Source organism: Bacillus cereus group sp. N21 (assembly GCF_016483395.1).
GTDB lineage: Bacteria > Bacillota > Bacilli > Bacillales > Bacillaceae_G > Bacillus_A > Bacillus_A pseudomycoides.
Genome location: NZ_JAEHBX010000066.1, coordinates 1 through 25,403 on the forward strand (window position 1 = coordinate 1; position 25,403 = coordinate 25,403).

Sequence of the window (25,403 nt, forward strand, 5' to 3'; positions counted from 1 at the left end):
CATAGAAAAAATCCCCTCCATAGTAAACAGATTAATGTGCTTTCTTTTTACTGTCTACTATAAGGGGATCATATCATGTATGGTCAGCTTTCTTTTTTGTGTAAAAATAATTCTTCTGTAATTTCGGTTTGTAATAGCAGTGTTTTTCCAAAGCGGCGTTTGCATTCATCTCTTACTTTTTGAATGGCAAGTGTATGAGAAGTGGCAGACACGGTGACAGTTGCTTGCCGAGATTTTCGGTTTTCTTCACAAAAAACACACTCCACAACATATTTAGAAATCATACTCTCATCCTTCCGCTTGAATTTCTAGGAATGAGTTGTCTTTGAAGTTGATATAATCTTTCGTTACAAATTCAGCATTTTCCTCTATTTTCAAGGAGAAGAACAGGGTAAGAAAGAATATTAGGTATGGGAGGAGAGACACATGAAAAGATGGATTGGAACAGCAGCTATATGTGTGAATGAAAAAAATGAAATTTTGATGGTATTACAGGGGAAGAAAGAGGAACCGAAAAGGTGGTCAGTACCAAGTGGTGGACAAGAAGAAGGAGAAACATTAGAAGAGTGTTGTATCCGAGAAGTTGTTGTTTTTATTTTTAGAAAATTCGATAATTAAATTGATTTCAGTTTGAATTTTTGTTAAATTGATAGTTAATTAAGGCTACTAACATATTACAAGTAAAGTTGAGGCGAGTTATGGTACAATCCATTGATCGAGCAATAAGTATTATTAAGTTATTGAATTCTATAAATGACAAAGAATATTGGGCTATTTCTGATATAGCTGATAGAACACATCTCCCAGTTAGTACAGTACATAGGTTACTTAACTCTCTAATGGAGCATGGATTAGTTACGCAAGTTTCAGAAACAAAACAGTATACAACTGGACCAATGTGGATGGAAATAGGGTTACGTCAATTAGAGAAGGTAGACTACAGATCTGTTGCAAGAGAAGTGATGAAGCGTTTGGCCTTTGAAGTTGAAGAAAGTGTTTACTTGAACATTCCAAATGGAACACATTCTATTATTATTGAAAGAATGGATAGCCCTTTAAAAATTCGAGTTATCGATAACTTAGGGGAACAGATTCCTCTTTCGATTGGCGCCGCAAATAAAACGATGCTTGCCAATATGAAAACAAATGAAATGGAATACATCGTAGAACAGTTACTTTCTTCTTTACCAGAACAAAAGCAAATGCTTTTTGATCAACTCGCAATGATAAGAAATGAAGGATATGCTGTGAGTTATGGTGAGAAAACAGAAGGAACAGCTTCAGTAGCTGCATCTATTATAGGATTTAATCATAAAGTAGTAGGAGCACTAAGTATTGGATTAATTAATCATCGCATTAACGATGATCGACTATCTTTTCTTATTAGTAAGGTAAAACAAGCGGCTAATGAAATATCAATAAAAATCGGCAGAACATCGGAATAATAATTTTGATAGTCTGTCGTCATTTTTTTATTCATATAGTGGAAATGAATTTCATTATGTGGAAAAATAGGGGGATTTATATGTCAAAATGGCAATCAAAAGAACAATTGGTTCAATTATTAAGCGATCTTGTTGAAATTCCTAGTATTACTGGCTCGGAAGCTGAGATTATATTGCCAGATTTTGTTGTTGGCCAACTAACGGATCTAGATTATTTCAAACAAAATTCCAATCATGTGCAAAAAAATCCGACGGGGGATGGACGATATTTTGTTACTGCTCTAGTAAAGAAAAATAATAATACAAAAAATACAGTAATTCTTGTTAGTCACTTTGATGTTGTAGATGTGCAAGATTATGGGGGTTGGAAAGCGGATGCATTTAGCCCTAAAAAATTAACATCTATGTTTTATTCTCATAAAGATGAGCTACCGAATCATGTACGTGAAGATATAGAAAAAGGGGATTGGCTATTTGGTAGAGGAACAATGGATATGAAATGTGGTCTAGCTTTGCAAATGGCAATGGTTGAGCAAGCTTGTGAAGGGAAGTTTGACGGAAATGTCCTTTTATTAGCTGTTCCAGATGAAGAAGTGAACTCTGTAGGAATGAGAGCTGCTGTTCCAAGATTATTAGATTTAGCAAAAGAACATAACCTAGAATATAAAACGGTTTTAAATTCAGAGCCTATGTTTACGCGTCATCCTGGTGATCAAAATAAGTATATTTACACGGGTTCTATTGGTAAGGTGTTACCTGGTTTCCTTTGTTATGGAAAGGAAACACATGTAGGCGAACCTTTTGCGGGATTAAATGCTAATTATATGGCTTCATTATTAACAGCTGAATTAGAATTGAATACGGAACTTTGTGATATTGTAGAAGGCGAAGCGAGCCCTCCACCAACTAATTTGTTTCAAAGAGACTTAAAGGAGGATTATTCTGTACAAATTCCTCATCGTGCAGTCACATTGTTTAATTTATTTTTACTAGAAAAAACGATGACAGATGTAATTTCGTTGTTACATCAAAAAGTAACGAAAGTAGCAGAAAAAATCGAAGACTCGTATGAGAAGCAAGCATATCGTTTTTCTAAGTATAATCCGTTCATACCGCCTAATCTTAAAGTAAATGTATTAACGTATGAAGAGCTTATCGCTTATGCAATTGAACAACATGGGCAAGAAAAAATAGCTGATATTCAATCTACTGTTATAAAAAATAGAGAAGATAAAGATGATCGTGCGGTAACAATTGATTTAGTTGATAAATTAGCTATTTTATGTAAAGAAAAGGCACCAATGATTGTGCTTTTCTTTGCCCCACCGTACTATCCAGCTGTGAGTTCACGTCACAATCCTTTAATTAAAGAAGTAGTTAGGGAAATGGAAAGATATGCTCACTACAATCATGGAATTACATTTGAAAATCAAAATTATTTTGGAGGAATTTCAGATTTAAGCTATGTAGGCTTACAGTATCCAGTTGATTCAATGAGCTCACTTGTAGAAAATATGCCATTATGGGATAAAGGCTATTCAATTCCGCTCCAGGAGTTAGAAGAGTTTGATGTTCCAGTATTAAATATGGGACCAGTAGGAAAAGATGCACATCAATGGACAGAACGTCTGGACATAAATTACGCATTTGAAACGCTATTAGATATGTTGCCTATATGTATTGAAAAATTACTTGTTTCAAATAAAATTACACAGTCATAGTTATGTTTGTGTAGGAGAGAAGGGAATTAAGAAAAGGATAGAAATTGTAGCGTTATACTACAGTTCCTATTCTTTTTCTTGTAATGATTTATTTTTATTCAAAGCCCGATTGATCGGGATAAATAAAATAAGAGTATAGTGTTGTTTAATGTAACCAGGATAAGAAAAGTGGTACAATGACTAAACTTGCGCCAGCTGTTAGAAGCATGGATAAACTTGCAATTGTACCTTCCACTGGTCCGATTTCGAATGCTTTTGAAGTACCGGTACCGTTTGCACTAGTACCTAGCATAATACCTTTCGCGATGGCGGTTTTAATACGGCATATGCGAATAAGAGAAGGGCCTAAGAGTGCTCCAGTTAGTGCTGTAAGTACAACGAATACGGCTGTTAATTGTGACATACCGCCAATCATTTCTGAGATTGCCATGGCAATTGGTGTTGTGACAATGTGCGGTGCTAAGCTATGTTCTAGTGATGAATCAATGTGAAAAGCATCTGCTAGAAGAGCTGAAGTAATAACAGATAATAATGAACCGACAATGACGTTAATTAAAATTGCACTCGCATGTTTTTTTAATAAATCAAAGTATTTATAGATGGGCCATGCAAAAGCTACGGTTGCTGGTTTTAATAGTTCAGTTAACCAATGGCCACCAGAATCGTATGTTTCATAAGATGTATCTAGTCCAAGTAATAACACGATTAAAACAATTGGACAAACGAGAAGCGGTGAAAGTATACTCCAATTCCAGCGCTGATATAGTTTCTTAGAAATCCAATATGTTAATAGTGTTAATAGTAAACAAAAAAAGCCGATCATTGTGCTGATCCTTTCCGCTTTAATAGCAGTTCTGCTAAGATTCCAGTGACGAGTGTTACACAAAGGGTACTAATCATGATAATCAAAATGAGATCGATACCATATTGTGATAATGTATCTTTGTAGCGGATAACAGCGACGGCAGAAGGAATAAAAAATAAAATAAGTTCTTTTAATAAAAAATCCGCTCCGTCTTGAATCCACTCTTTTTTCACCAAGTTAAATTTTAATGACATTAATAATAAAAAAATTCCGATAATACTTCCTGGAATTAGGAGGTGTGCCTGCTTTGCGATCCATTCACCTGTCCAAGCGAAACAAAATAATAGTAAGATTTGTCCGCTTAATTTCCACCATATCATACAGTAACACCTCTTTCGATTTTTTTCATAAAAATTGTAAAAAGAATTAACAATTTCTACTATACGTCCTTTCAAAATATTTGTCTAATATATAAATTATATGTTATTAATTTATTATACATATTAATCGAAAAGGGGATCTCAAATGGAATTACGGCATTTGCAATATTTTGTTGTTGTAGCAGAAGAGCTACATTTTGGACGAGCAGCTGCTCGCTTACAAATGACACAGCCACCGCTAAGTCAACAAATTCAGCAATTAGAGAAAGAGATGGGAGTTACATTATTTTCAAGAACGAAGCGGAAAGTTGAGATGACAGAAGCAGGAGAGATGTTTTTAAAAGAAGTGAAAAAAGCATTTGATCAAATTGAGAAGGCAGTAGAAGTCGCGCAAAGTGCACAAAGGGGAGAAGTTGGATCACTTTCAATTGGATTTGTAGGGGCAGCGATATATGATATTTTACCGTCTATTGTTAGGGAGTATCGAAAGAAGTTTCCAAGAGTATCTGTTGCACTGCATGAATTATCGACACCGGATCAAGTTCATGCGCTTCATGATAATCGTATTGATGTTGGATTTTTACGTCCACCAATTAATACACAATTGCTAGAATTAGAACCAATTCAAAAGCTTTCGTGTACACTATGTTTACCAAAAGCGCATCCATTAGCAGAGAAAGAAGAAATTCATATTGAAGATTTGCAAGATGAACCATTTGTATTTATAACAAGACCCGTTTGGCCTGCGTTATACGATACAATTTTATCGTTATGCAGGAATGCTGGATTTAGTCCACACATTGTGCAAGAGGCAACAGAGTATCAAACCGTTATGGGGCTTGTAGCTGCAGGAATTGGTATAACCGTTATTCCGGTATCGGCAAATAAGTTATATAAAACAGAAGTGGTGTACAAGGCAATATTTGATTCTAAATTTGTAGCTGAAATGTCAGTAGCATATCGGAAAACAAATAGTAATCCTGAGCTGTTAGAGTTTTTAAAAATTGCGAGAGAAAAAAAACGAATTGAAGTTGAAAATGATAAGTAAGGTGACAGAAATGTGATAAAAGAGGAGATGCTATTGTGATGCATCTCCTCTTTTTATTTCAATAATGAATAAGTAGACATGTTCATTTTCTTGAATTAATCGTTGGCGTGAGCTTTCATCTTCTATAGAGAGTGAAGATATATGATTTTTATTTGTTTTTATCCAAGCAGCAAGAACTGTTCTTTTATTATATTTTATTTTTTTAGAGCTGCTAATTTCTTCAAATGCAGACCCATTAATATTAGGTAAGCTATTTTCAGAAACAGTCATTGAACTATCGTCAATACCCATGAACCATTGCCAAGTCTCGTTGTTCGTATGTTGAAACATTTGTTGACCAACGGCTAATCTTATTTTTTTGTCTTTAAAGTCGAAAGAAGAAAACCCACCCATATCGTTTACCTTTTCTCCATTCTGGTAATATTCAATATTTGTAAATATTTCAGCTTGTTTATGAGGAATGGTAACTTCATAAAAAGAGACATGTCCTTGTTGTAAGGGTAATAATTGCAAAAGCGCAATTTCTTTTTCTGATAAATTATATGGTTTTACAGTTGTGTACGTGTTTACATTTTGTTGGACGCCGCAACTACTAAGAGAAGGAATCAATAAAATGATGCTGAGAAGTAGTGTTTTTTTCATTTAATCCCCCAATATTAATATATTAGATTTTTATGGGAATCTTCCTGTTTCAGTGTAACCTTAGACATAAAGTCATTTTTCTGCGACTTAAGACCTAGTAGAGACTCCGATTGTAGTTCGATGTTAAAAAAGTCATATTTTTATACACTAGTAGTATGGAATACTGGACGTTAAGAAGTAAGGTAGGGGAATCAATTATGTCTTTATTTCGGTTAGCAAAGAAAAATATACAAAACTATGCTGCCCAACGATTAAAGCAATTTATATGGATTGCAATGAGTACAATGCTATATTTTTTCATTATATCTATCCGATCTAATGAAGCGGTAATAGAAAAAATACAGCATATACCGTTTTTGTTAGCTACACTATATTATGGGGAAGTACTGTTGTTTTTTGTATGCACTGCTGTTACATACCAAATGACAAAAAGATTTTTAAAAAATAGGAAACAAGAATTACTGTTGTATGAAACTGCCGGTATGAAAAAAAGAAAAATATTTTGTTTGTTATGTCAGGAGCAGTTTTTGATTTACGGTGGAGCGATTCTTTTTGGTTTTATTCATGGGATGCTGTTTTTGAAATTATTTACAGTGATTTTTATAAAGTTAATAGGAGTTCATGGAATAAATAGCGCACCGATTACGTTATACGCAGTATCAGTAACGACAGTGTTGATCGTTATAATCATCTTATTATCAATATGGCAATGTTATAAATTTATTCAAGAATTTAAATATGAACAATTAAATAAAGTCGAGGAAAAGGCATGAGGCATCATGTCTTTTTGTTCGTTTTACAGCAGAAAATAATCATGATACAGTGTAAAGAACTGAAAAAAGTGTTAGAGAGAAAGGTTGTATAAAATGGTAAATAAGCAATCTATAGTGAGAGTAGAACAACTAACAAAGCGAATCGGCTCAAAGACATTAGTAGAAAATATAAGTTTTGAAGTAAAGAAAGGCGAAGTTGTTGGTTTATTAGGGCCAAACGGTGCCGGGAAAACAACATTAATGCGAATGATGGTTGGTATGATTCGCATGACGGAAGGTGAAGTCTGGATAGATGGTCAATCTGTAAAACAGCAATTTGAAAGTACAGCTGCAAAAATTGGTGCTGTAATCGAAAATCCAGAATTCTATCCTTTTTTAAGTGGTTATGAAAATTTGACATATTTTAGGCGTATGAATAGTAACGTTACAGAAGATCGCATTGATGAAGTTGTCCAATTACTAGGTATGGGACAGGTTATTGACCGAAAAGTAAAAGCATATTCACTTGGTATGAGGCAACGCTTAGGAATTGCACAAGCACTTATACATAACCCGGATGTACTTATTTTAGATGAACCAACAAACGGGTTAGATCCAAATGGTATCCATGAGATGCGTATGTACATAAAGAAAATTGCACATGAACAAGGAAAGGCAGTTCTTGTATCGAGTCATTTATTATCTGAAGTTGAATTAATGTGTGATCGCGTCATTATCATTCAACATGGAGAATATGTAACGACGCAAAGTATTCAACGAGATGGAAGTTTGGAAATGGAGACGATTCATATACGTGTTGATGATGTGAAGCGGGCAGCGGATCTTTTAACGTATGATGCCGTAATTCAAGATAATGAATTAATTCTTACTGTGGAAAATGAAGAAATTCCAAATGTGATTCGTACATTAACAGAAAAAAGTATTCGTATTTATCGTGTTTATGAAGAAAGAAAAACATTAGAAGAGAAGTTTTTAGAATTAACAGGAGGCAAGGATATTGTTTAATTTAGTTTATAACGAACTGTATAAAATCTTTAAGCGAAAGCGAACAATGATACCGTTTGTTGTTATTGCAATTTTAGTTATTGGTTTAGGATGGGTTTCTGTTAAATACTTTCCGTCTTTATCAGGAGATTGGAAAACAGAGTATACGGAGCGAACGGCAGAAATTGAAAAGAAACTTGGAAGTACAAAACAGGATATTATAAATCAAAAATCAGGAGATGAGCTCGTTAAAGAGTATCAGCTTAAAATGAAGCACTTAGATACGAATACACCACCTGCAGATGCTTCACCTCTAACTTTTATGAGAGATACCGGATTAATTATTTTTCCGATTTTATTACCATTTATTCTTGTATATGCTAGTACAATTTTTGCAAATGAGTACAACTGGGGAACTTATAAATTCTTAATGATTCGCCCGGCGAATCGATTTAAAATTTTAACAGCGAAATATGTTGCGATTGTTATTTTTTCTGGATTACTATTTATATTTAATATGCTTTTCTCACTGTTATGTGGGTTTGTTATTTATAAGTTTCAACAGCCAGCATGGACGGAATTTATTGTACAAAATGGTAGTATTATTGAGCGGAATATCTTTGGTGATGTGAGCCAGTATTATCTATTAGAATGGCTACCAACTCTTGTGTATGCAGCGCTTGCTTTTATGATTTCTGTTCTAACAAGATCAAGTGGGGGTGCAATAGGTATTTCTTTATTTGTGGCATTATCTGGTGGAATCATTTTAATGCCAGCATCTAGATATGAATGGATGAAATTTTTGTTACCGGCAAATACAGATTTATATGGAATATTACAACATGGAAGCTTAGTTTCAGGGATAACATTCCCATTTGCCTCTTGTATTCTGATGATTTATTTACTTGTTTTCCTAGGTATTTCCTATACTGTATTTTCAAAGCGCGATTTAACATAATAATAGATGGAAAAGCCGTTAAGAAGAATGATCTTAACGGCTTTTTTATCGTAATTTGTTAATAGCTTCTTGAGCTAATAAAGCAAAATATTGTGCGCTTATAGGTAATGCTCCTTCATCTAATGTAAAAGCAGGGTGATGCCATTCTTGTGTCCCAGCTGTTCCCATAAAGATGAATGAACCAGGTATGTTTTGTTGATAAAATGAAAAATCTTCTCCTGTCATAGAAGGTTTTGGTGAAATAATTTGGAGGCCCATTACTTGAGCAATATGGGTAGAGAATTCTGTAAGTTTTATATCGTTATGAACGGCAGGAGGACCTGGATACCAATGCAATTTCGTTTCAACACCTAGTGCATCAGAAACCCCTTTAATAATACGTTCCATCAGTTCTGGTATTCTTTGGCGTGTTTCAGGTTGGAATGTACGAACGGTTCCTTCTAAAGTTGCTTTTTCAGGGATAACGTTCCATGTATTTCCTGAATGAATGTTTGTTACACTCACGACAGCGTTATGAAAAGAGCTTACATTTCGGCTTACAATTGTTTGTAGTGCCATAACAATTTGAGAAGAGGCAACAATTGGATCAACACCAGCATCAGGTACAGCTGCATGTGTTCCAACTCCGTGTATTTCAATCTCAAAACGATCAACGCCGGCCATAAGTGGTCCATCTTTTATACCAATTGTACCAACTGGTAAATCGGGCTTATTGTGCATACCAAAAATGGCTTGTACGTTTTCTAAATGACCAGCTTCTATTACTTTGCATGCTCCGTCTCCGCTTTCTTCAGCAGCTTGGAATATGAATCTAACAGTTCCGTTAAGTGAAGATTCATTTTCTTTTAATAAGTAGGCAGCGCCGAGAATAGATGCTGTGTGAAAATCATGTCCACATGCATGCATTTTACCAGGATTTTTAGAAGCATAAGATAAATTAGTTTCTTCATGTATAGGAAGAGCATCAATATCAGCACGGAGCACAATAATTGGTCCATTCTTATCACCGGAAACTTCTGCGATTACGCCAGTTTTTAAATTAGAACTAATAATTGTGATGTTAGCTTCGTTTAACCAGTTCTGTATCGCTTTTGTTGTTTCTGTTTCTTCATAAGATAGTTCTGGATATTGATGTAAATGACGGCGGATGGAGATTAGCTTCTCTGTTAATTGATTTGTGATGGGTTTCATCTATTTTGCCTTCTTTCTCAGGATAAACTTCAATTTATATTTTAAGTATATAAAAATAAAAAATCTATTCATTAGTAATTATATAGGAGTTTAGTGTTTTTAATGAATCTGTAAGAGAAAAATATCCCTTAAATTAATTTTGAAATTTTTCACATGTTATTATTTACAAGGAATTCATAAATACAAGATATACTAAAAAAGAGGTTTCTCAAATGAGAAGCCTCTTTTCGCTTATGCAGCAACTTTCTTATGTGTATGATGTTTTCGATATCGTCCGCGCATTGCATATGCAATTTGTGGAATTGCAATACCAACCAAGATAAGTGATACACCAAGCCATTGAGAAGAGAGTACCGCTTCTTTTAAAACGAATACAGACATAATTGTTGTAACAGGTAATTCGGCTGCACCAAGAATAGTGGCTAAGCCGGAACCGATTTTTGGAATTCCGATTGTAAAGGCGATTGATGGAATAACAATACTGAATGTTCCTAATCCTAAACCGTATTTCCAAAGTCCTTGTGAAATAGCCCCATTAAAAATAAATGTTGGTGGGAATACTACCATTACTAAAGTTAAAGCACCAGCCATTAAGAGGACGCCTCTTGGTAATGAGGGCACTTCGACAGCGACTTTACCACTTACAAAAATGTAGGTTGCAAATGTAACAGCAGATAGTAAACCTAATATGATTCCAGTTGTATCGAAGTCACCTGCTGATTTTTCTAATAATCCGCTCGATAAGAATGTACCCGCAAGTAAAAAGAGAACAGAAATGACTTTTTCTCTTGACGGTAATGTTTTTGTTGCTACAGCTTCAATGATAATGCCAACCCACACGAATTGGAATAATAGTATAATGGCAATAGATGCCGGTACAGTTTTCAGTGAAGCATAATAAAAGATACCGGTAAAACTAGCTGATGTTCCAGCGACAAATAAAATAAGCATTTGTTTATGTGGAACGCGGTGTCTAGAAAAAAGAAGAGTAATTCCAAGTAAAATAAACCAACCGAACAAATATTGACTACCAATTACTTCTCCAAGTGAAAAACCTTCTACGTATGCAAGTTTAACAAAGATAGCTAAAATTCCATAGCTACATGCTCCTAATAAAACTAAAAGAGAATAACGAAGCATGAAAATTCCTCCCATCCTATATATTAAGTTGTTCCAAAACGGACATATATAACTAGATGGAAGTATACAAAATTAAAAATGAAGGGTCAAATGAAAGAAAAGTGTGACATTTTATAGCGTAATAATAAAAGTATGATATTTATGCATAATCTTGAAATTTATAATTATAGAAGTATTGTAAGATAGGGAACGAGTTGTATAAAGTTATCATTTGAAAAAAATATTTTTCACAGGAAATACCTAGCGTATAGGGGGAAAGTATACAAATGATTTGTTGTTTAGAAAAAGCTTTGATATGTTAATGAATGACAGAATATATTTATAATAGAAGGAAAATGAAACCGCTTCAGAAAGAATATATAAATCCATTTTGATTTTTCGACATATAAGCCATGGTTATGGATAACAAAAGGTGACTGCTACTTGTTTTCTCTTTTTGTTTTCACTTGGCATGGGGCAGGAAAAGGATCGGACCGCTTCTATGCATGGCGGGATGCTCTCTCCCACCTAAAAAGAAGGATTTTATTTCGGTTTTTTAATTTGTATTTATATAGCAGTGTGCAGCTATTTTTTCTTATTAAAATGTTGTAAATAGTGAATTCATGAATTGTACATAGTATTTTCTTTCATTTTTGCTACAATATTGTAGAAGAGAGGAGTGAAACGATGCAAGATATTAATATTTTTTTAGCGTTTGGTGCGGGATTCTTATCATTTATTTCCCCTTGTTGCTTACCGCTTTATCCAGCATTTTTATCTTACATAACGGGAATGTCAGTTTCTGAATTAAAAGAAGAAAATGCGATGCTTCGTAAAAGAAGTATGATACATACGGCGTTTTTCTTACTTGGATTTTCAATTGTCTTTATCGCAATTGGTTTTGGTACGAGTTTTATCGGATCATTTTTCCAAGATTATAAAGATTTAATCAGACAGTTAGGGGCACTATTCATCATTGTATTTGGACTTGTAATTGTGGGGGTATTTAAACCGAAGTTTTTAATGCAAGATCGAAAATTTACATTTAAAAGTCGTCCTAGTGGTTATATTGGATCTATTTTAATTGGCTTGGCATTTGCTGCTGGCTGGACACCTTGTACAGGACCCATTTTAGTAGCTGTAATTGGACTGGCTACTACGAATCCAGAATCAGCAATGCTATATATGATTGCTTACATACTTGGGTTTGCAATACCATTTTTTATACTTTCATTTTTTATTACGAAAATGTCTTGGATTAAACGACATAGTGGGACGTTTGTGAAAGTAGGCGGATATATCATGATTGTTATGGGTATATTCTTATACTTTAATTGGATGACAAAAATTATAGCGTATTTCTCAAGTTTATTTGGTGGTTTCACCGGTTTTTAGTATTATCCTGTGAAAATGTTGGAAATACTAACAGAAAAGCATATAATGAAACTAGATTTTCATATTGCCACAAAAAAGGATGAGAAAGTATGAATATAGTTCTTTTGTCGAGTATTGTTGCCGTTTGTATGGCTGTTGGTGCGATGTTCATTCGTTTAAAAGCAGCGAAGAAACCTGCAACATTGAAAAAAATCATTCTCCCACCATTTTTTATGAGTACGGGAGCATTGATGTACATTTTTCCGGAATTTCGCCTAACGCCAGCAGAAATGTTAGAAGCGATCGGTGTAGGTTTGTTTTTTTCAATTTTTCTTATTAAAACATCTAAATTTGAAGTGCGTGGACAAGAAATTTATTTAAAACGCTCCAAAGCTTTCGTATTTATTTTAATTGGTTTGCTCGTGGTACGTATTGTCTTTAAAACATATTTAAGTCAATCGCTTGATTTAGGGCAACTAAGTGGTATGTTCTTCTTACTTGCTTTTGCAATGATTGTATCTTGGAGAATCGCAATGTATCGCTCATTCACGAAATTGCAAAAGGAAATGGAAAAAGAAGATGGATTTTATAATGAGAAAGATATGAAATTAACGTAAAAAACCTCAAGATTCCTTGAGGTTTTTTATTATGTTAACCGAGAAGATCCCCTCCTCTAAACGAAGTGAAGGTAGGGGTAGGTCAATTAGCCAGCAGTGATTGATAACGGGAATAGTCAATTTGCTTTTCTTGTAATTTTTTAATTAAAAACTTATGATCTCGTTTTGGAGTTGCTACAATATATCCTTTAATAATTAAATCTTCAGTTATTTTTGTGGCTTTTTCTTTTAACGCTAGCTCTCCGATTTTACCAGCAATTTTAGATCTTGCGACATCGCGGAAAAGTTCAGGGACCGGACTTACAAGTTCTTCTAATAATTGTTTTTGCTCATCATCCCATAAATGCCGTGTGTGATCGATATAGTGTTGTTCCCAATCTAAAATAGACATGCCGTCTTCTTTCGGTAGACGTTTCAAGAATTTTCGGAACATGAAATATCCACCAATAGACATAAGGCCTAGTAAAATAACAGTCCAAGTAACAATAAACCAACTAAACCATCCTTCGAGCAAGTGTATACCCCCTTTACGATAGCAGTTTTCCTTTACTAGTATTATAATCGGTGAAATTGATAGAAAGCAAGAACGCTTGGCCATTTTGACCAAGCGTTCTGAATTAAACGAAGTATAGTTGTTCAACACGTAATAGGTCATTATCATCTTCTAAATATTCAATAATAAGTGTGCCGACTTTACGATCTTTATCTTCAGTTGTGAAAATAGAGTAAGAAGTAAAACGTTTTGTTGATAGGCCGCTAATATGTGTAGGAAGAGAAATGTAGTCGTTATCGCGGAAAAACTCCATGAGTTCAACATCTTCAAATTGTTTTCGATCTACTGCTTGATTTGTGTAGCGACGTTGTAGTTGTTTTAAAGATTCGTTCCAAGAAATTACTTTTGTATCGTATACCATTTGTTCTATCTCCTTACTATATGTAATTATTCAGAACGTATGTTCCAATCTAGTATACCCTGTTTCTAATAAAAGGGAAAGCAAAAAATAATGTAAGCTTGGATTTCCAAGCTTACATAAAAGGCGTCCATAATCATCTCTGTTTTTTATTATAAGCTAGATAGAAATAGGAAACAAGGTAGGGAGTATTTTGTTGATAGTTTATAAAATTCCGTTTATTGTAAAAAAGAGGTTTATTTTATTGGGAAAGGGTAAAAGAAATGACGTATATAATTTCACTTCAAGGACCAATGGCAAGCGGAAAAACAACGTTAGCAAGAAGATTAGAAAAGCATGGATTCCCAATATTGTATGAAAACCCTTATGGAATTGTAGAAAAAAGAAAAAATTTAAATTTGGATATTTACACAAAAGAGGGATTTATTACAAATCAAAGAATGTTTATTGAAGCGAAAATAAAAGAAATTCAGAATGCGCGAGGGCGTATTGTGATATTTGATCGTGGTTCAGAAGATATTGAATTTTATACAATATATTTTCCGAAATTGATAGGGATGGATTGGGATATCGAAAACGAACTAAAAGATGAATTGTATAAATTAAGAAGATGCCGTTCAGATGCGATTTTTTATTTGGATGTTTCTAAAAAGATATTGCAAGAGAGAAAGAAGAATGATAATACGAGAAGACGCAGTACGTTTGAAAAACAGCTAGAATTAGCAGAAATAGAAAAACAATGGTATAAACAATTTCCGGTTACATATGTGAATACTGATGAAGCGACAGTAGAGGAAACAGAGAGATATTTTATGAAATGGGTGAAGGAGAAAAGCATATGAAGAAATTGCTCTTAAACAAGGGCTTTAATATAGAGTGAAAGGTCATATTAATTCAACGCTTCTAATGTTATTCTAGTAAATTCATGTGAGGAGATGGAGGCCATTATGATACTAAAAAAGTCAATCTCCTATTGGAGATCGACTTTAAAGCTTTTCTTCAAGAAAAGCACCTGTTTAGCTTAATAACTAAGACTTTATTGCATCTATAATTAACGATGGAAAAACAAGTTTATCCCCTTGATTTCGTGGATCATATTTTTTTGAACGAAAAATAACCCCATCGGCTCCATCCCACTCATTGTAATGAAAATTCCCCTCTTCATCACAATATTCAAGTAATTTCACTTCGAATCCAACAGTTTCAAACATTTTCCTTAAAGTTTCATAATTATGAACTATTTTATGACTAGCTGCGGGATGGTCTTTAGGTCCAGGTCCCCCAACTTGTACACCCTCTTGGTATTCTTCATCTGGGAAAAATGCATCAGGAACGGCGCATCGAATATAACCACCATGCTTTAAAAATTCATAACATACTTTCGCCGCTTCTATGCCTTCTTCATATGATAAATGTTCCCATACATGCTCCGCTAAAATTACCGCTAAAGAATTAGGATCAAACCTTTTTATCCAATCTTCCCTTTTTAATAAATTCAATTCTTCCTCATTCGTATGTAACCAGCCAGGATTATTATTATATTCCCCTGCACCAATTACCAGCTTAATTTTCTTTTGTTTTATAGCCAACAGTTTCACCTCTTGTATTTTTATCTATTGTTATATTTATAATATGTAATTTTCTTCTTAGGGTATCGCCATATCAACATCAACCTAAGATAAATTTGAAGAATTTGTTACAAAGTAGATTCAAACTTATTTTGTACACCGATAAATAGCAAGTGTTTTTGGATCACGCCATACTCCGCCATGAAGAGATAATTCATTTTCTATTTCAATGGTCAGCCATTCTTTCATTTCTGAATGAAGATGAATGTCATCAGGTATGTTTAAAGATGGAAACATACTAGAGATATAGTTAACGATAGGTGTAGCATGATGAAATAGAAGTGCATTATGAATAACTGTTTCCTCCACAGTTTGAAAAACAGATTGTAATAATTGTTTTCCGTTTTCTAAACAAAATGGAGAAGCTGATGGTGATTTTTCGGGTAAATCGAATGCGACTAACATTTTGTTACACATCTCATCCATACGGGGTAATGAGATTTTGGAATTTCTCGTGGCTAGGAACCTGCCTTCAGGAAAAATTACTTTATGGAATCTTTGAATTGTTTTTTCAACATCCGTCATGTGATACAGCATATGTCTTGCGATGATCCAATCATAAGAATCAGCTGGGAAAGGAAGTTTGGTAGCGTCTCCAAGTTTCCATTCAATATTTACATGTTGCTGTGCTGCATTCATAGCAGCTTCTCGCAGCATAGTTGTAGATTGATCCAGACCAGTGAGATGTCCCTTATGACCGTTTTTTTGTAGCAGTGCAAGGAATTTCCCGTTAGCGCATCCAACCTCTAATATCTTTTCTGTTCCTTGTAATTGTAAATGCTCAATTACAACTGCATCTAAGTCTACTCGTTTTTCTTCATATTTTTTATGGGTATCAATCCGTGTTTGAAGATGATTACTTACAGCGTATTGTCTTTTTACGTCATTCATTTTTTCTGATTCCACCTTTATGCAAAATTGCTGAATAGCATGTGTTAAAACATCTGTTTTATTTAGGCCTTCATAATGAAGTGTTGCTTCAAATCTTTCTAGTAATCTTTCGTCAATTCGAAAGTGAATATCTTTTCTCTTAACCAATTTTGGGTCCCCCTTACAGCTGTTAGTGAGACTATAGCACGCTTTGGGATTTTCTGTAAATAAAGTGTGTACACAATGGTAACAGAGTATTGAAAAAAATTATTCAAATAATCGTTTAAACTATTGACGATTAAACCGTTTTCATATATTCTTAAATTAAGTAATATTCAAACAATTCACAAGAAATGAGAGAGTCACATGCTTCTTCAAGGAACACATCGAATTGGTCGTATGGCCATGTTGTTGGCGCTTGCGGACGAGAATGAAAGCCCTGTATTATCCATTCCAAAAGGTTGGAAATATTGTACTGGGAAAGTTGGTTCTATGAATTCGCAAAAGGTTGTCGCAGCAATGGAAACAGCGGCTAAAAGCAATCAAGTTATTGAAACAGACGTTTACAGAGAAACGCATGCACTTTATCATGCAATCATGGAAGCATTGTACGGAGTGACGAGAGGTCAAATTCAGTTAGCAGACGTTCTTCGTACGGTAGGTCTTCGGTTTGCAATTGTGCGCGGTACACCATACGACGGGAAAAAAGAAGGCGAATGGCTTGCTGTTGCACTTTATGGAACGATAGGTGCGCCTGTAAAAGGATCTGAGCATGAGGCGATTGGTTTAGGAATTAATCACATATGATTTGCCCATAGTCTATTAGTTAGAAGGGGGCCTTGCTTTTTGGGACAGAAGTCTGTCTTAAAAAGGTAAGGCCCCCTTTTGCTCTTTTAAGGAGGAAAAAGGATGATTACGTTAACAGGACATTCATTGACAGTAGAAGAAATGAAACGTTTGTTGTTTGAAGGGGAAGGGGTAACAGCTTGCCCAAACAGCATGAAAAAAGTGGCTGAGTGCCGTGAAGTTGTAGAAAAAATCGTAGAGGATGGAAAAGTTGTTTACGGTATTACAACTGGGTTTGGAAAGTTTAGTGATGTACTCATTCAGAAAGATGATGTAAAGGCACTTCAACATAACTTAATTCAATCACATGCATGCGGAATTGGCGATCCATTCCCTGAAGAAGTATCGCGAGGAATGTTGATTTTACGCGCTAATACGATGTTAAAAGGTGTATCTGGTGTTCGTCCACTTGTTGTAAATAGGCTGTTAGAGTTTGTAAATCGTAAAATTCATCCAGTTGTCCCGCAGCAAGGTTCATTAGGCGCGAGCGGTGATTTAGCTCCATTATCCCATCTTGCTCTTGTTCTATTGGGAGAAGGTGAAGTGTTCTATAAGGGGAAACGCGTTCATGCGATGGTAGCTCTGACAGAAGAAGGACTAGAGCCAATCGAATTAGAAGCGAAAGAAGGGCTTGCGTTAATCAATGGTACGCAAGCGATGACAGCGCAAGGAATCCTTTCTTATATCGAAGCTGAAGCGATTGCTTATCAATCAGAATTAATTGCTTCAATGACAATTGAAGGATTGCGCGGCATTATCGATGCATTTGATGAAAATGTGCATAAAGCACGTGGATATAAAGAACAAGTGGAAGTTGCAAAGCGTATTCGCGATGTACTTCAAGATAGTAAACTTGTAACAAGGCAAGGGGAGCTTCGTGTACAAGATGCATACTCACTTCGCTGTATCCCGCAGGTACACGGTGCTTCTTGGCAAGTTTTAAATTATGTTAAAGAAAAATTAGAAATTGAAATGAATGCAGCAACAGATAATCCACTTATTTTTGATGGAGGAGAAAAAGTAATTTCTGGTGGGAACTTCCACGGACAACCAATTGCGTTTGCAATGGACTTTTTGAAGGTCGGGATGGCAGAACTTGCGAATATTTCTGAACGCCGTATTGAACGTCTTGTGAACCCGCAGTTAAATGATTTACCACCATTTTTAAGCCCGGAGCCAGGACTCCAGTCTGGTGCAATGATTATGCAATATGCGGCAGCTTCACTTGTTTCAGAAAATAAAACGCTAGCTCATCCAGCAAGTGTTGATTCGATTCCATCATCAGCTAACCAAGAAGATCATGTAAGTATGGGAACAATTGCTTCACGTCATGCACATCAAATCATTCAAAATGTAAGACGCGTGCTTGCAATTGAAATGATTTGTGCAATGCAAGCGGCGGAATATCGTGGTATTGAAGAGATGAGTACAGTAACGAAAGCATTTTATCACCAAGGACGTCAGCAAGTACCGTCAATTACAAATGACCGTATTTTCTCAACAGATATTGAAAATATTGCACATTGGTTAAAAACAAGTCGCTTTACGAAGGAACGAATGGATGTAAATGCAGCATTATAAAAAGGGAAAAGGGAGAGATTAAAATGGAAAACGTAAAACAAACAATTCGCGCGCCAAGAGGAACAGAATTACAAACTAAGGGCTGGATTCAAGAAGCAGCCCTCCGTATGTTAATGAATAATTTAGATCCTGAAGTAGCTGAAAAGCCAGAAGAATTAGTTGTATATGGCGGCATTGGTCGTGCAGCTCGTAACTGGGATAGCTATCATACAATTGTTGATTCGTTAAAAACATTAGAGAGTGATGAAACATTACTTGTTCAATCTGGTAAACCAGTTGCAATTTTTAAATCACATGAAGATGCACCACGCGTTCTTCTAGCAAATTCAAACTTAGTACCAAAGTGGGCAAATTGGGATCACTTCCGTGAACTTGAGAAAAAGGGTCTTATGATGTATGGACAAATGACAGCTGGTAGCTGGATTTATATTGGCACACAAGGAATTTTACAAGGAACATATGAAACGTTTGGAGAGGCAGCACGCCAACATTTTGGTGGCTCATTAAAAGGTACATTAACACTTACAGCTGGTTTAGGTGGTATGGGTGGTGCACAACCTCTTGCTGTTACGATGAACGGTGGGGTAGTCATTGCTATTGATGTAGATAAGCGCAGCATCGATCGCCGTATTGAAAAAAGGTATTGTGATATGTACACAGAATCTTTAGAAGAGGCACTAGCTGTTGCGAAAGAATATAAAGAGAAGAAAGAACCAATTTCAATTGGACTATTAGGAAATGCCGCAGAAATTTTACCAGAGCTTGTGAAACGTGATATTAAACCAGACTTAGTGACAGATCAAACGTCTGCACATGATCCATTAAATGGTTATGTTCCAGTAAGCTATTCATTAGAAGAAGCGGCAAAACTTCGTGAAGAAGATCCAGAACGCTACGTACAATTATCAAAAGAAAGCATGAAAAAACATGTAGAAGCAATGCTTGCAATGCAACAAAAAGGTGCAATTACATTTGATTATGGTAATAACATTCGCCAAGTTGCTTTTGATGAAGGGTTAAAAAATGCATTTGATTTCCCAGGATTCGTTCCAGCGTTTATTCGTCCATTATTCTGTGAAGGAAAAGGACCATTCCGCTGGGTAGCACTTTCTGGCGATCCAGAAGATATTTATAAAACAGATGAAGTAATTTTACGTGAATTTGCTGATAATGAGCATTTATGTAACTGGATTCGTATGGCACGTCAGCAAGTTGAGTTCCAAGGTCTTCCATCACGTATTTGTTGGCTTGGTTACGGAGAGCGTGCAAAATTCGGGCGTATTATCAATGAAATGGTTGCAAACGGTGAATTATCAGCACCAATCGTTATCGGCCGTGACCATTTAGATTGTGGATCTGTAGCTTCACCGAACCGTGAAACAGAAGCAATGAAAGATGGCAGTGATGCAGTAGCGGATTGGCCAATTTTAAATGCATTAATCAATAGTGTTAATGGTGCAAGCTGGGTATCTGTTCACCACGGTGGTGGCGTTGGTATGGGGTATTCACTTCACGCTGGAATGGTTATTGTTGCAGACGGAACAGAAGCAGCGGGAAAACGCATTGAACGCGTATTAACTTCTGATCCTGGAATGGGAGTTGTTCGCCACGTTGACGCAGGGTATGACTTAGCTGTTGAAACAGCAAAAGAAAAAGGCGTTAACATTCCAATGATGAAATAAGGAGGAAGAAACATGCTGGACATTTTACTAACGAATATCGGTCAATTGCTAACAATGGATCAAGAAGATGGCTTGTTAAGACAGGAAGCGATGAACACGCTTCCTGTTATCGAAAATGGTGCAGTGGGTATTGAAAATGGTATTGTTACTTTCATTGGCACAGCGGAAGAAGCAAAAGGGTTGCAAGCAAAAGAAACCATCGATTGCGAAGGGAAAATGGTTTCTCCAGGGCTTGTTGATCCGCATACGCACCTTGTATTTGGTGGATCTCGTGAAAATGAAATTGCTCTTAAATTACAGGGAGTGCCGTATTTAGAAATTTTAGAGCAAGGCGGCGGTATTCTGTCAACTGTGAATGCAACAAAACAAGCATCGAAAGAAGAGCTCGTACAAAAGGCGAAGTTTCATTTAGATCGCATGTTGTCATTTGGTGTTACGACAGTGGAAGCAAAGAGTGGCTATGGATTGGACGATGAAACAGAGTGGAAACAATTAGAAGCGACGGCACAATTGCAAAAAGAGCATCCAATTGATTTAGTTTCAACATTCTTAGGAGCACATGCAGTTCCAAAAGAGTATAAAGGAAAATCAAAAGAGTTTTTACAATGGATGTTAGAGTTATTACCAGAGATGAAAGAAAAACAATTAGCTGAGTTTGTTGATATTTTCTGTGAAACAGGGGTATTCTCTGTAGAAGAATCGAAAGACTTTTTATTAAAAACAAAAGAACTTGGATTTGATGTGAAGATTCATGCAGATGAAATTGATCCACTTGGCGGTGCAGAAGCTGCAGCAGAAATTGGTGCGGCATCAGCGGACCATTTAGTTGGAGCATCAGATAAAGGGATTGAAATGCTAGCGAATTCCAATACAGTTGCAACGTTACTCCCAGGAACGACTTTCTACTTAAATAAAGAAAGCTTTGCACGTGGGCGTAAAATGATTGATGAAGGTGTAGCGGTTGCGTTAGCGACAGATTTTAATCCAGGTAGTTGCCCAACTGAAAATATTCAACTTATTATGAGCATTGCGATGCTGAAATTGAAGATGACACCAGAAGAAGTCTGGAATGCTGTAACAGTTAACTCAGCGTATGCGATCAATCGCGGCGATGTTGCTGGGAAAATTCGTGTTGGACGTAAGGCTGACCTAGTTTTATGGGATGCATATAATTATGCGTATGTACCATATCATTATGGTGTGAGTCATGTAAATACAGTATGGAAGAATGGTAATCTTGCATATACAAGAGGTGACAAAACGTGGAGCAAGGCCACTATTTAAAGAAAAATGCAAAGTTTATTGATCGTGAAGTAACGAAATGGAGTGATATGATTAAAGGCTGGGAAGAGGGAGAAGAAATCTTTGGTGCAGCATTAATTGGCGCACCGCTTTCTAAGCCGTCTATTAGTCATTCTGGTGCATGTTTTGCACCGAAAACCATTCGCGCAATGCTAGATGCATATAGCACATATGCGATTACAGAAGAGCATGATATGAAAGAAAGTGTCTTGTATGATTGTGGTGATATTACCATGCATGTTACAGACATAAAAGAAAGTCATGCTCGTATTGCTAAAACGCTCGGCAGTTTGACGAAATTGAATCCACAAATGGTACCAATTATTCTTGGAGGAGATCATTCCATTAGTTTTCCTAGTATAAGTGGTTTTGCAAGTAGTAAAGGGAAAGTTGGCATTATTCAATTCGATGCGCATCATGATTTGCGTAATTTAGAAGACGGAGGACCGTCTAATGGAACACCATTTCGTAGCTTACTAGAGAATGATGTGATTGCAGGAAAACAGCTTGTTCAAATTGGTATTCGTAATTTTTCCAATGCTCGTACGTATCATGAGTATGCAAAAGAACATGGTGTCACAGTATATACAATGAAACATGTTCGCGAGGTAGCGATTAAAGATATCATTACAGAAAGCATTGAGATTTTACGTAGACAAGGAGTTACAGCTATTTATGTTTCTGTCGATATGGACGTATTAGATCAAGCATTTGCCCCAGGTTGTCCAGCAATTGGCCCAGGTGGTATGGATAGTACGACTTTACTCGATGCGATTACGACACTTGGTCAAGAACCACTTGTTCAGGGTATGGACATTGTAGAAATTGACCCAACACTTGATTTTCGGGATATGACAAGTCGTGTAGCTGCACAAGTTATTATGAGTTTCCTATTAGCAAGGGAAACGGTTAGTAAGCAGGTTAGTATATAGGAAAAAAGTCTTTCCTAATCTGTAATATTAAAGATAAGTGATAGCATATGAAGGTTTTTAAAGCTAATATCTTGTCTATCCTGTTGCACATTATATTAAAACGGTACATCACTCTTATATGTAGTGGTGTACTTTTGGTTTTATAAGATTTCTAAATGACCTCATTTCCTATAATAGTAACACAAACTAGTTAAGTATTTATAAGAACTCTTGCAAGGATGGGAATAAAAGCATGTCAAAAAATAGGAGTACCACACAAGAAAAGATACAAGAGTAAACTGGTTTTGTATAAGGAAAAACGAATCTACGTTTTAACCGAGATTTCAGAATGCAAGTAGACAAAGAACAATAATCACCATGTACATCCCTTGATTAATATAATGCATTATTTAGGTGGTGGATTAGAGTTTTGAACCCGAAATGCATAGAGGTTTCTGATGAAGGAATTGTAGAATAAAAAGGATAGTGTTTTTCGCAAATTGAACTTTGTTTTGCTAGTAATGGGAAGTTGTTTTTATTGAATTATTATTATTATTTCTCAATCTTATTTTTCAAGAGGAAATAAGTTGACGCGAAAAATAAGATTGTGATATTATAAAAATTTTGCTAAAAAAATAAATGTATGTTAAGCTTGAGAAGGTTACCATATATGGAGGTGGATTATTTGTTTCAAATTGGCGATAACATTGTTTATCCAATGCAAGGAGCAGGTATAATTAAAGCCATAGAAGAAAAGGAAATCTCAGGAGAAAAACAACAGTATTATGTCATAAAAATGTCGGCCAGTAATATGGAAGTAATGATTCCTACGGGAAAAATATTGAGTTCAAATATACGACCAGTTACGGATATAACGGCATTAACACACATCATAGATATTTTTCAGCATGGAGAATCAGATAGATTACTTACGTGGAAACAAAGGTATAAAGTGAACACAGATAAAATAAAAACGGGTAAAATACAAGAAGGTGCTGAAGTTGTACGTGATTTAATGCGTATGCAGAAAGAAAAAGCACTTAATGCAAGCGAAAAGAAAATGTTAGATAACGCACATGAATTTTTGATTAGTGAACTGGGATTGATTAAAGGTATCACAGAAAATCAAATGAAAAGCTTTTGTTAAGGTTCATTATAGATAATGTATTACATCCCAAAAAAAGATTTTGAATTTTTTGGGAATATAATTATAAAGAATCAATCATTTCAAAGACATTCAACTCTTTCAAACCACTTTTAGAGCATTAACCTCTTTTGTTATTTCTACAATCTAATCCATTTTTATTTTTTAATTTCTTTTACGAATGTTCGAAATTTTATTAAATGACTCGATAAAATAGTTACTTGATTTTTGTAATCCTGATTCACACTGGCACGGACAAGGAGCCGTAAGGATGAAAGAGAGGTAGGGCTTTCATTGTTTTAGGTATATATATCTAAGTCATTATTTCTAGAAGAAAAAACAATCAATCTCATCTCTATCTTTAAGAATTTTTTATATTTACTGAGACAGTGAATAGTAATTGTTTATCTTCTTTTCATAAAAGAGATACGCGAGTTGCTAACATCTAAATATATGGTCAACGATAAAAAATGATGGAATTTCTAGAACTAGAAACCATTTTTATAATTCATTTAACATAATAAGATTAAATGAAACAATAAGAAGGAGTGAAGATATGAAACACATGCCAACGCAAGAATTAAGTAACGAGTTAAAGAAGCGAAAAGGGATTACTTCTATTAAGATTGAGTCTTATGAAAAAATTGAAGTTGGTGGAATTCTTGTAGATGGACCGGCTGTTATTTTAATTAATCAAGAATACCTAAAAATTGTTGAATGAACGAAGAAAAGGATGATCCTTTACGAAAAGGGATGATCCTTTTTGTTTGCTACGACTAATAATAGGATATACATATATTCCATCTGATGTGATGGGGTTAAAAGGAAGGAGAGGGTCGGGATTATCATAGTGGAAAGCTTAATATTGGTAGGATTTCTTTTTATGTTATATAAATTAGTTGCTTAAAAAAATTAATTATTTGAAACGATAGATTGTTTTCTTTTTAAGAGCGATATTTATTTTATAGTGAAATGGATAATTTAAAGGAGGAATTTAGATGGATGCAAGGAAAGAACGCATAAAATACGAGAAGATGTCAAAGAACTATAACCGTATTTATTTAGTTTCGTTTCTCCTATTAATTGTACTTGTTTGTAGTAGTGTGATTATCATAGGAGCTACAGGGGGAAAATATGGAGTGTTTTTGTTGTTAGCAATTTTACTTAACGCACGTATTACTAAAGGATCTCAAAAAAAGTATGAGCAGTATTCTAATAAAGGGCGTATTTAAAATGATAAATATCTTGAAAAGAACAACCTAAATGTACATTCAAAATATCCCTATATTATTACCTATTAACTACTAAAAAATAATCTGGTTCTGGTGCAAAAACCATTTGATAGAGATATAGAACCTACATGGCCTATTCAATGACAGATTATGATGCAATTTCAAACAACTTATGTATGAACCCAACTTCATTTTGAGCAGACTTCACCTGTAGGTTAAGTTGTCTTTTTTTCATCATA

At 35.1% G+C, this 25,403-nt stretch carries 27 protein-coding genes and 2 pseudogenes; 18 read left to right on the top strand and 11 right to left on the bottom strand.

The features are described 5' to 3' along the window. Positions 1–83 precede the first annotated feature (83 nt). Positions 84–284: a DUF3903 domain-containing protein gene (locus JDS96_RS24705; protein ID WP_016115767.1), complete on the bottom strand. Its 201-nt coding sequence runs from the start codon at positions 282–284 to the stop codon at positions 84–86. 142 nt (positions 285–426) lie between these two features. Here JDS96_RS24705 and JDS96_RS24710 point away from each other — a divergent pair. The 3 genes and pseudogenes from JDS96_RS24710 to JDS96_RS24720 form a co-directional block, all read left to right on the top strand. Next, positions 427–585: pseudogene (locus JDS96_RS24710) on the top strand (NUDIX hydrolase); the annotation flags it as partial. 113 nt (positions 586–698) lie between these two features. Then, positions 699–1,445, top strand: coding sequence for an IclR family transcriptional regulator (locus JDS96_RS24715; protein WP_018765299.1), 747 nt, complete (start codon positions 699–701; stop codon positions 1,443–1,445). Between the two features lie 80 nt (positions 1,446–1,525). After that, a complete protein-coding gene (locus JDS96_RS24720; RefSeq protein WP_199668341.1) occupies positions 1,526–3,166 on the top strand; it encodes a M20/M25/M40 family metallo-hydrolase in 1,641 nt (546 codons plus the stop codon). 145 nt (positions 3,167–3,311) lie between these two features. Here the strand turns inward: JDS96_RS24720 and JDS96_RS24725 are convergent, their stop codons facing one another. Beyond that, positions 3,312–3,989 (bottom strand): LrgB family protein, encoded by a 678-nt coding sequence (locus tag JDS96_RS24725; RefSeq protein WP_033796326.1) that lies wholly within the window; start codon positions 3,987–3,989, stop codon positions 3,312–3,314. Then, complete coding sequence (locus JDS96_RS24730) at positions 3,986–4,351, bottom strand: CidA/LrgA family holin-like protein (RefSeq protein WP_199668342.1); 366 nt, start codon at positions 4,349–4,351, stop codon at positions 3,986–3,988. The genes JDS96_RS24725 and JDS96_RS24730 overlap by 4 nt, the downstream gene beginning before the upstream one ends. A gap of 145 nt (positions 4,352–4,496) precedes the next feature. On the opposite strand from JDS96_RS24730, the gene alsR reads away from it, so the two are divergent. Continuing rightward, complete coding sequence (gene alsR, locus JDS96_RS24735; protein ID WP_006095613.1) at positions 4,497–5,399, top strand: acetoin biosynthesis transcriptional regulator AlsR; 903 nt, start codon at positions 4,497–4,499, stop codon at positions 5,397–5,399. 30 nt (positions 5,400–5,429) lie between these two features. On the opposite strand, the gene JDS96_RS24740 is transcribed toward alsR, so the two are convergent. Further along, positions 5,430–6,041: a hypothetical protein gene (locus JDS96_RS24740; protein ID WP_199668343.1), complete on the bottom strand. Its 612-nt coding sequence runs from the start codon at positions 6,039–6,041 to the stop codon at positions 5,430–5,432. A gap of 197 nt (positions 6,042–6,238) precedes the next feature. Here JDS96_RS24740 and JDS96_RS24745 point away from each other — a divergent pair, with 197 nt between their 5' ends. The 3 genes from JDS96_RS24745 to JDS96_RS24755 all read left to right on the top strand — a co-directional run bounded on the left by JDS96_RS24745 (position 6,239) and on the right by JDS96_RS24755 (position 8,756). Beyond that, positions 6,239–6,814 carry an FtsX-like permease family protein gene (locus JDS96_RS24745; protein WP_199668344.1) on the top strand — a complete coding sequence of 192 codons (576 nt, stop codon included), beginning with the start codon at positions 6,239–6,241 and terminating at the stop codon, positions 6,812–6,814. A gap of 93 nt (positions 6,815–6,907) precedes the next feature. Then, positions 6,908–7,819: an ABC transporter ATP-binding protein gene (locus tag JDS96_RS24750; protein WP_199668345.1), complete on the top strand. Its 912-nt coding sequence runs from the start codon at positions 6,908–6,910 to the stop codon at positions 7,817–7,819. Continuing rightward, positions 7,812–8,756 (top strand): ABC transporter permease, encoded by a 945-nt coding sequence (locus JDS96_RS24755; RefSeq protein WP_018765305.1) that lies wholly within the window; start codon positions 7,812–7,814, stop codon positions 8,754–8,756. The genes JDS96_RS24750 and JDS96_RS24755 overlap by 8 nt, the downstream gene beginning before the upstream one ends. A gap of 45 nt (positions 8,757–8,801) precedes the next feature. Here JDS96_RS24755 and JDS96_RS24760 read toward each other — a convergent pair whose 3' ends face one another. Then, the gene (locus JDS96_RS24760) at positions 8,802–9,947 is read right to left on the bottom strand and encodes a M20 peptidase aminoacylase family protein (RefSeq protein ID WP_199668346.1); all 1,146 of its coding nucleotides are present in this window, start codon (positions 9,945–9,947) and stop codon (positions 8,802–8,804) included. 231 nt (positions 9,948–10,178) lie between these two features. Beyond that, on the bottom strand, positions 10,179–11,087 hold the full coding sequence (locus JDS96_RS24765; protein WP_199668347.1) for an EamA family transporter: 909 nt from the start codon (positions 11,085–11,087) through the stop codon (positions 10,179–10,181). 666 nt (positions 11,088–11,753) lie between these two features. Here JDS96_RS24765 and JDS96_RS24770 point away from each other — a divergent pair. Next, positions 11,754–12,461 (top strand): cytochrome c biogenesis CcdA family protein, encoded by a 708-nt coding sequence (locus JDS96_RS24770; protein ID WP_003199170.1) that lies wholly within the window; start codon positions 11,754–11,756, stop codon positions 12,459–12,461. An 89-nt stretch (positions 12,462–12,550) separates the two neighbouring features. After that, on the top strand, positions 12,551–13,057 hold the full coding sequence (locus tag JDS96_RS24775) for a CcdC family protein (RefSeq protein ID WP_018765308.1): 507 nt from the start codon (positions 12,551–12,553) through the stop codon (positions 13,055–13,057). A gap of 82 nt (positions 13,058–13,139) precedes the next feature. On the opposite strand, the gene JDS96_RS24780 is transcribed toward JDS96_RS24775, so the two are convergent. Together JDS96_RS24780 and JDS96_RS24785 are read right to left on the bottom strand one after the other, a co-directional pair. Continuing rightward, a complete protein-coding gene (locus JDS96_RS24780; RefSeq protein WP_006095618.1) occupies positions 13,140–13,571 on the bottom strand; it encodes a DUF2621 domain-containing protein in 432 nt (143 codons plus the stop codon). Positions 13,572–13,674: 103 nt separating this feature from the next. Further along, the gene (locus JDS96_RS24785; RefSeq protein WP_003199164.1) at positions 13,675–13,971 is read right to left on the bottom strand and encodes a hypothetical protein; all 297 of its coding nucleotides are present in this window, start codon (positions 13,969–13,971) and stop codon (positions 13,675–13,677) included. A 260-nt stretch (positions 13,972–14,231) separates the two neighbouring features. On the opposite strand from JDS96_RS24785, the gene JDS96_RS24790 reads away from it, so the two are divergent. Continuing rightward, the gene (locus JDS96_RS24790; protein ID WP_003207976.1) at positions 14,232–14,810 is read left to right on the top strand and encodes an AAA family ATPase; all 579 of its coding nucleotides are present in this window, start codon (positions 14,232–14,234) and stop codon (positions 14,808–14,810) included. Positions 14,811–14,996: 186 nt separating this feature from the next. Here JDS96_RS24790 and JDS96_RS24795 read toward each other — a convergent pair whose 3' ends face one another. Continuing rightward, a complete protein-coding gene (locus JDS96_RS24795; RefSeq protein WP_003207975.1) occupies positions 14,997–15,557 on the bottom strand; it encodes a class I SAM-dependent methyltransferase in 561 nt (186 codons plus the stop codon). A gap of 126 nt (positions 15,558–15,683) precedes the next feature. After that, complete coding sequence (locus JDS96_RS24800) at positions 15,684–16,634, bottom strand: class I SAM-dependent methyltransferase (protein WP_199668348.1); 951 nt, start codon at positions 16,632–16,634, stop codon at positions 15,684–15,686. A gap of 198 nt (positions 16,635–16,832) precedes the next feature. On the opposite strand from JDS96_RS24800, the gene hutP reads away from it, so the two are divergent. The 8 genes from hutP (at position 16,833) to JDS96_RS24840 (ending at position 25,164) form a co-directional block, all read left to right on the top strand. Beyond that, positions 16,833–17,273 (top strand): hut operon transcriptional regulator HutP, encoded by a 441-nt coding sequence (gene hutP / locus JDS96_RS24805; protein ID WP_003199156.1) that lies wholly within the window; start codon positions 16,833–16,835, stop codon positions 17,271–17,273. 102 nt (positions 17,274–17,375) lie between these two features. Beyond that, positions 17,376–18,893 (top strand): histidine ammonia-lyase, encoded by a 1,518-nt coding sequence (hutH, locus tag JDS96_RS24810; RefSeq protein ID WP_003207972.1) that lies wholly within the window; start codon positions 17,376–17,378, stop codon positions 18,891–18,893. Between the two features lie 23 nt (positions 18,894–18,916). Then, complete coding sequence (hutU, locus tag JDS96_RS24815; RefSeq protein WP_199668349.1) at positions 18,917–20,575, top strand: urocanate hydratase; 1,659 nt, start codon at positions 18,917–18,919, stop codon at positions 20,573–20,575. A 12-nt stretch (positions 20,576–20,587) separates the two neighbouring features. Beyond that, complete coding sequence (gene hutI, locus JDS96_RS24820; protein ID WP_199668350.1) at positions 20,588–21,859, top strand: imidazolonepropionase; 1,272 nt, start codon at positions 20,588–20,590, stop codon at positions 21,857–21,859. Then, complete coding sequence (hutG, locus tag JDS96_RS24825) at positions 21,838–22,809, top strand: formimidoylglutamase (RefSeq protein ID WP_033796324.1); 972 nt, start codon at positions 21,838–21,840, stop codon at positions 22,807–22,809. Before hutI ends, hutG begins: the two co-directional genes overlap by 22 nt. Positions 22,810–23,473: 664 nt before the next feature. Beyond that, a complete protein-coding gene (locus tag JDS96_RS24830; RefSeq protein WP_170957047.1) occupies positions 23,474–23,935 on the top strand; it encodes a CarD family transcriptional regulator in 462 nt (153 codons plus the stop codon). 553 nt (positions 23,936–24,488) lie between these two features. Further along, positions 24,489–24,653: a BC1881 family protein gene (locus JDS96_RS24835; protein WP_033799362.1), complete on the top strand. Its 165-nt coding sequence runs from the start codon at positions 24,489–24,491 to the stop codon at positions 24,651–24,653. A gap of 277 nt (positions 24,654–24,930) precedes the next feature. Further along, on the top strand, positions 24,931–25,164 hold the full coding sequence (locus tag JDS96_RS24840; protein WP_018767989.1) for a hypothetical protein: 234 nt from the start codon (positions 24,931–24,933) through the stop codon (positions 25,162–25,164). A gap of 148 nt (positions 25,165–25,312) precedes the next feature. Here JDS96_RS24840 and JDS96_RS32440 read toward each other — a convergent pair. Next, positions 25,313–25,403, bottom strand: a pseudogene (locus JDS96_RS32440) (IS6 family transposase); the annotation flags it as partial.

What these genes read in the sequence shown, in the direction of transcription:
- JDS96_RS24740 (WP_199668343.1), bottom strand. Translation starts at nt 6,041, where the DNA reads ATGAAAAAAACACTACTTCTCAGCATCATTTTATTGATTCCTTCTCTT.
- JDS96_RS24730 (WP_199668342.1), bottom strand. Translation starts at nt 4,351, where the DNA reads ATGATATGGTGGAAATTAAGCGGACAAATCTTACTATTATTTTGTTTC.
- JDS96_RS24715 (WP_018765299.1), top strand. Translation starts at nt 699, where the DNA reads ATGGTACAATCCATTGATCGAGCAATAAGTATTATTAAGTTATTGAAT.
- JDS96_RS24765 (WP_199668347.1), bottom strand. Translation starts at nt 11,087, where the DNA reads ATGCTTCGTTATTCTCTTTTAGTTTTATTAGGAGCATGTAGCTATGGA.
- JDS96_RS24760 (WP_199668346.1), bottom strand. Translation starts at nt 9,947, where the DNA reads ATGAAACCCATCACAAATCAATTAACAGAGAAGCTAATCTCCATCCGC.
- JDS96_RS24785 (WP_003199164.1), bottom strand. Translation starts at nt 13,971, where the DNA reads ATGGTATACGATACAAAAGTAATTTCTTGGAACGAATCTTTAAAACAA.
- JDS96_RS24720 (WP_199668341.1), top strand. Translation starts at nt 1,526, where the DNA reads ATGTCAAAATGGCAATCAAAAGAACAATTGGTTCAATTATTAAGCGAT.
- hutI (WP_199668350.1), top strand. Translation starts at nt 20,588, where the DNA reads ATGCTGGACATTTTACTAACGAATATCGGTCAATTGCTAACAATGGAT.
- JDS96_RS24745 (WP_199668344.1), top strand. Translation starts at nt 6,239, where the DNA reads ATGTCTTTATTTCGGTTAGCAAAGAAAAATATACAAAACTATGCTGCC.
- JDS96_RS24775 (WP_018765308.1), top strand. Translation starts at nt 12,551, where the DNA reads ATGAATATAGTTCTTTTGTCGAGTATTGTTGCCGTTTGTATGGCTGTT.
- JDS96_RS24750 (WP_199668345.1), top strand. Translation starts at nt 6,908, where the DNA reads ATGGTAAATAAGCAATCTATAGTGAGAGTAGAACAACTAACAAAGCGA.
- JDS96_RS24840 (WP_018767989.1), top strand. Translation starts at nt 24,931, where the DNA reads ATGGATGCAAGGAAAGAACGCATAAAATACGAGAAGATGTCAAAGAAC.
- JDS96_RS24835 (WP_033799362.1), top strand. Translation starts at nt 24,489, where the DNA reads ATGAAACACATGCCAACGCAAGAATTAAGTAACGAGTTAAAGAAGCGA.
- JDS96_RS24770 (WP_003199170.1), top strand. Translation starts at nt 11,754, where the DNA reads ATGCAAGATATTAATATTTTTTTAGCGTTTGGTGCGGGATTCTTATCA.
- JDS96_RS24725 (WP_033796326.1), bottom strand. Translation starts at nt 3,989, where the DNA reads ATGATCGGCTTTTTTTGTTTACTATTAACACTATTAACATATTGGATT.
- JDS96_RS24790 (WP_003207976.1), top strand. Translation starts at nt 14,232, where the DNA reads ATGACGTATATAATTTCACTTCAAGGACCAATGGCAAGCGGAAAAACA.
- hutH (WP_003207972.1), top strand. Translation starts at nt 17,376, where the DNA reads ATGATTACGTTAACAGGACATTCATTGACAGTAGAAGAAATGAAACGT.
- hutU (WP_199668349.1), top strand. Translation starts at nt 18,917, where the DNA reads ATGGAAAACGTAAAACAAACAATTCGCGCGCCAAGAGGAACAGAATTA.
- hutP (WP_003199156.1), top strand. Translation starts at nt 16,833, where the DNA reads ATGCTTCTTCAAGGAACACATCGAATTGGTCGTATGGCCATGTTGTTG.
- alsR (WP_006095613.1), top strand. Translation starts at nt 4,497, where the DNA reads ATGGAATTACGGCATTTGCAATATTTTGTTGTTGTAGCAGAAGAGCTA.
- JDS96_RS24705 (WP_016115767.1), bottom strand. Translation starts at nt 284, where the DNA reads ATGATTTCTAAATATGTTGTGGAGTGTGTTTTTTGTGAAGAAAACCGA.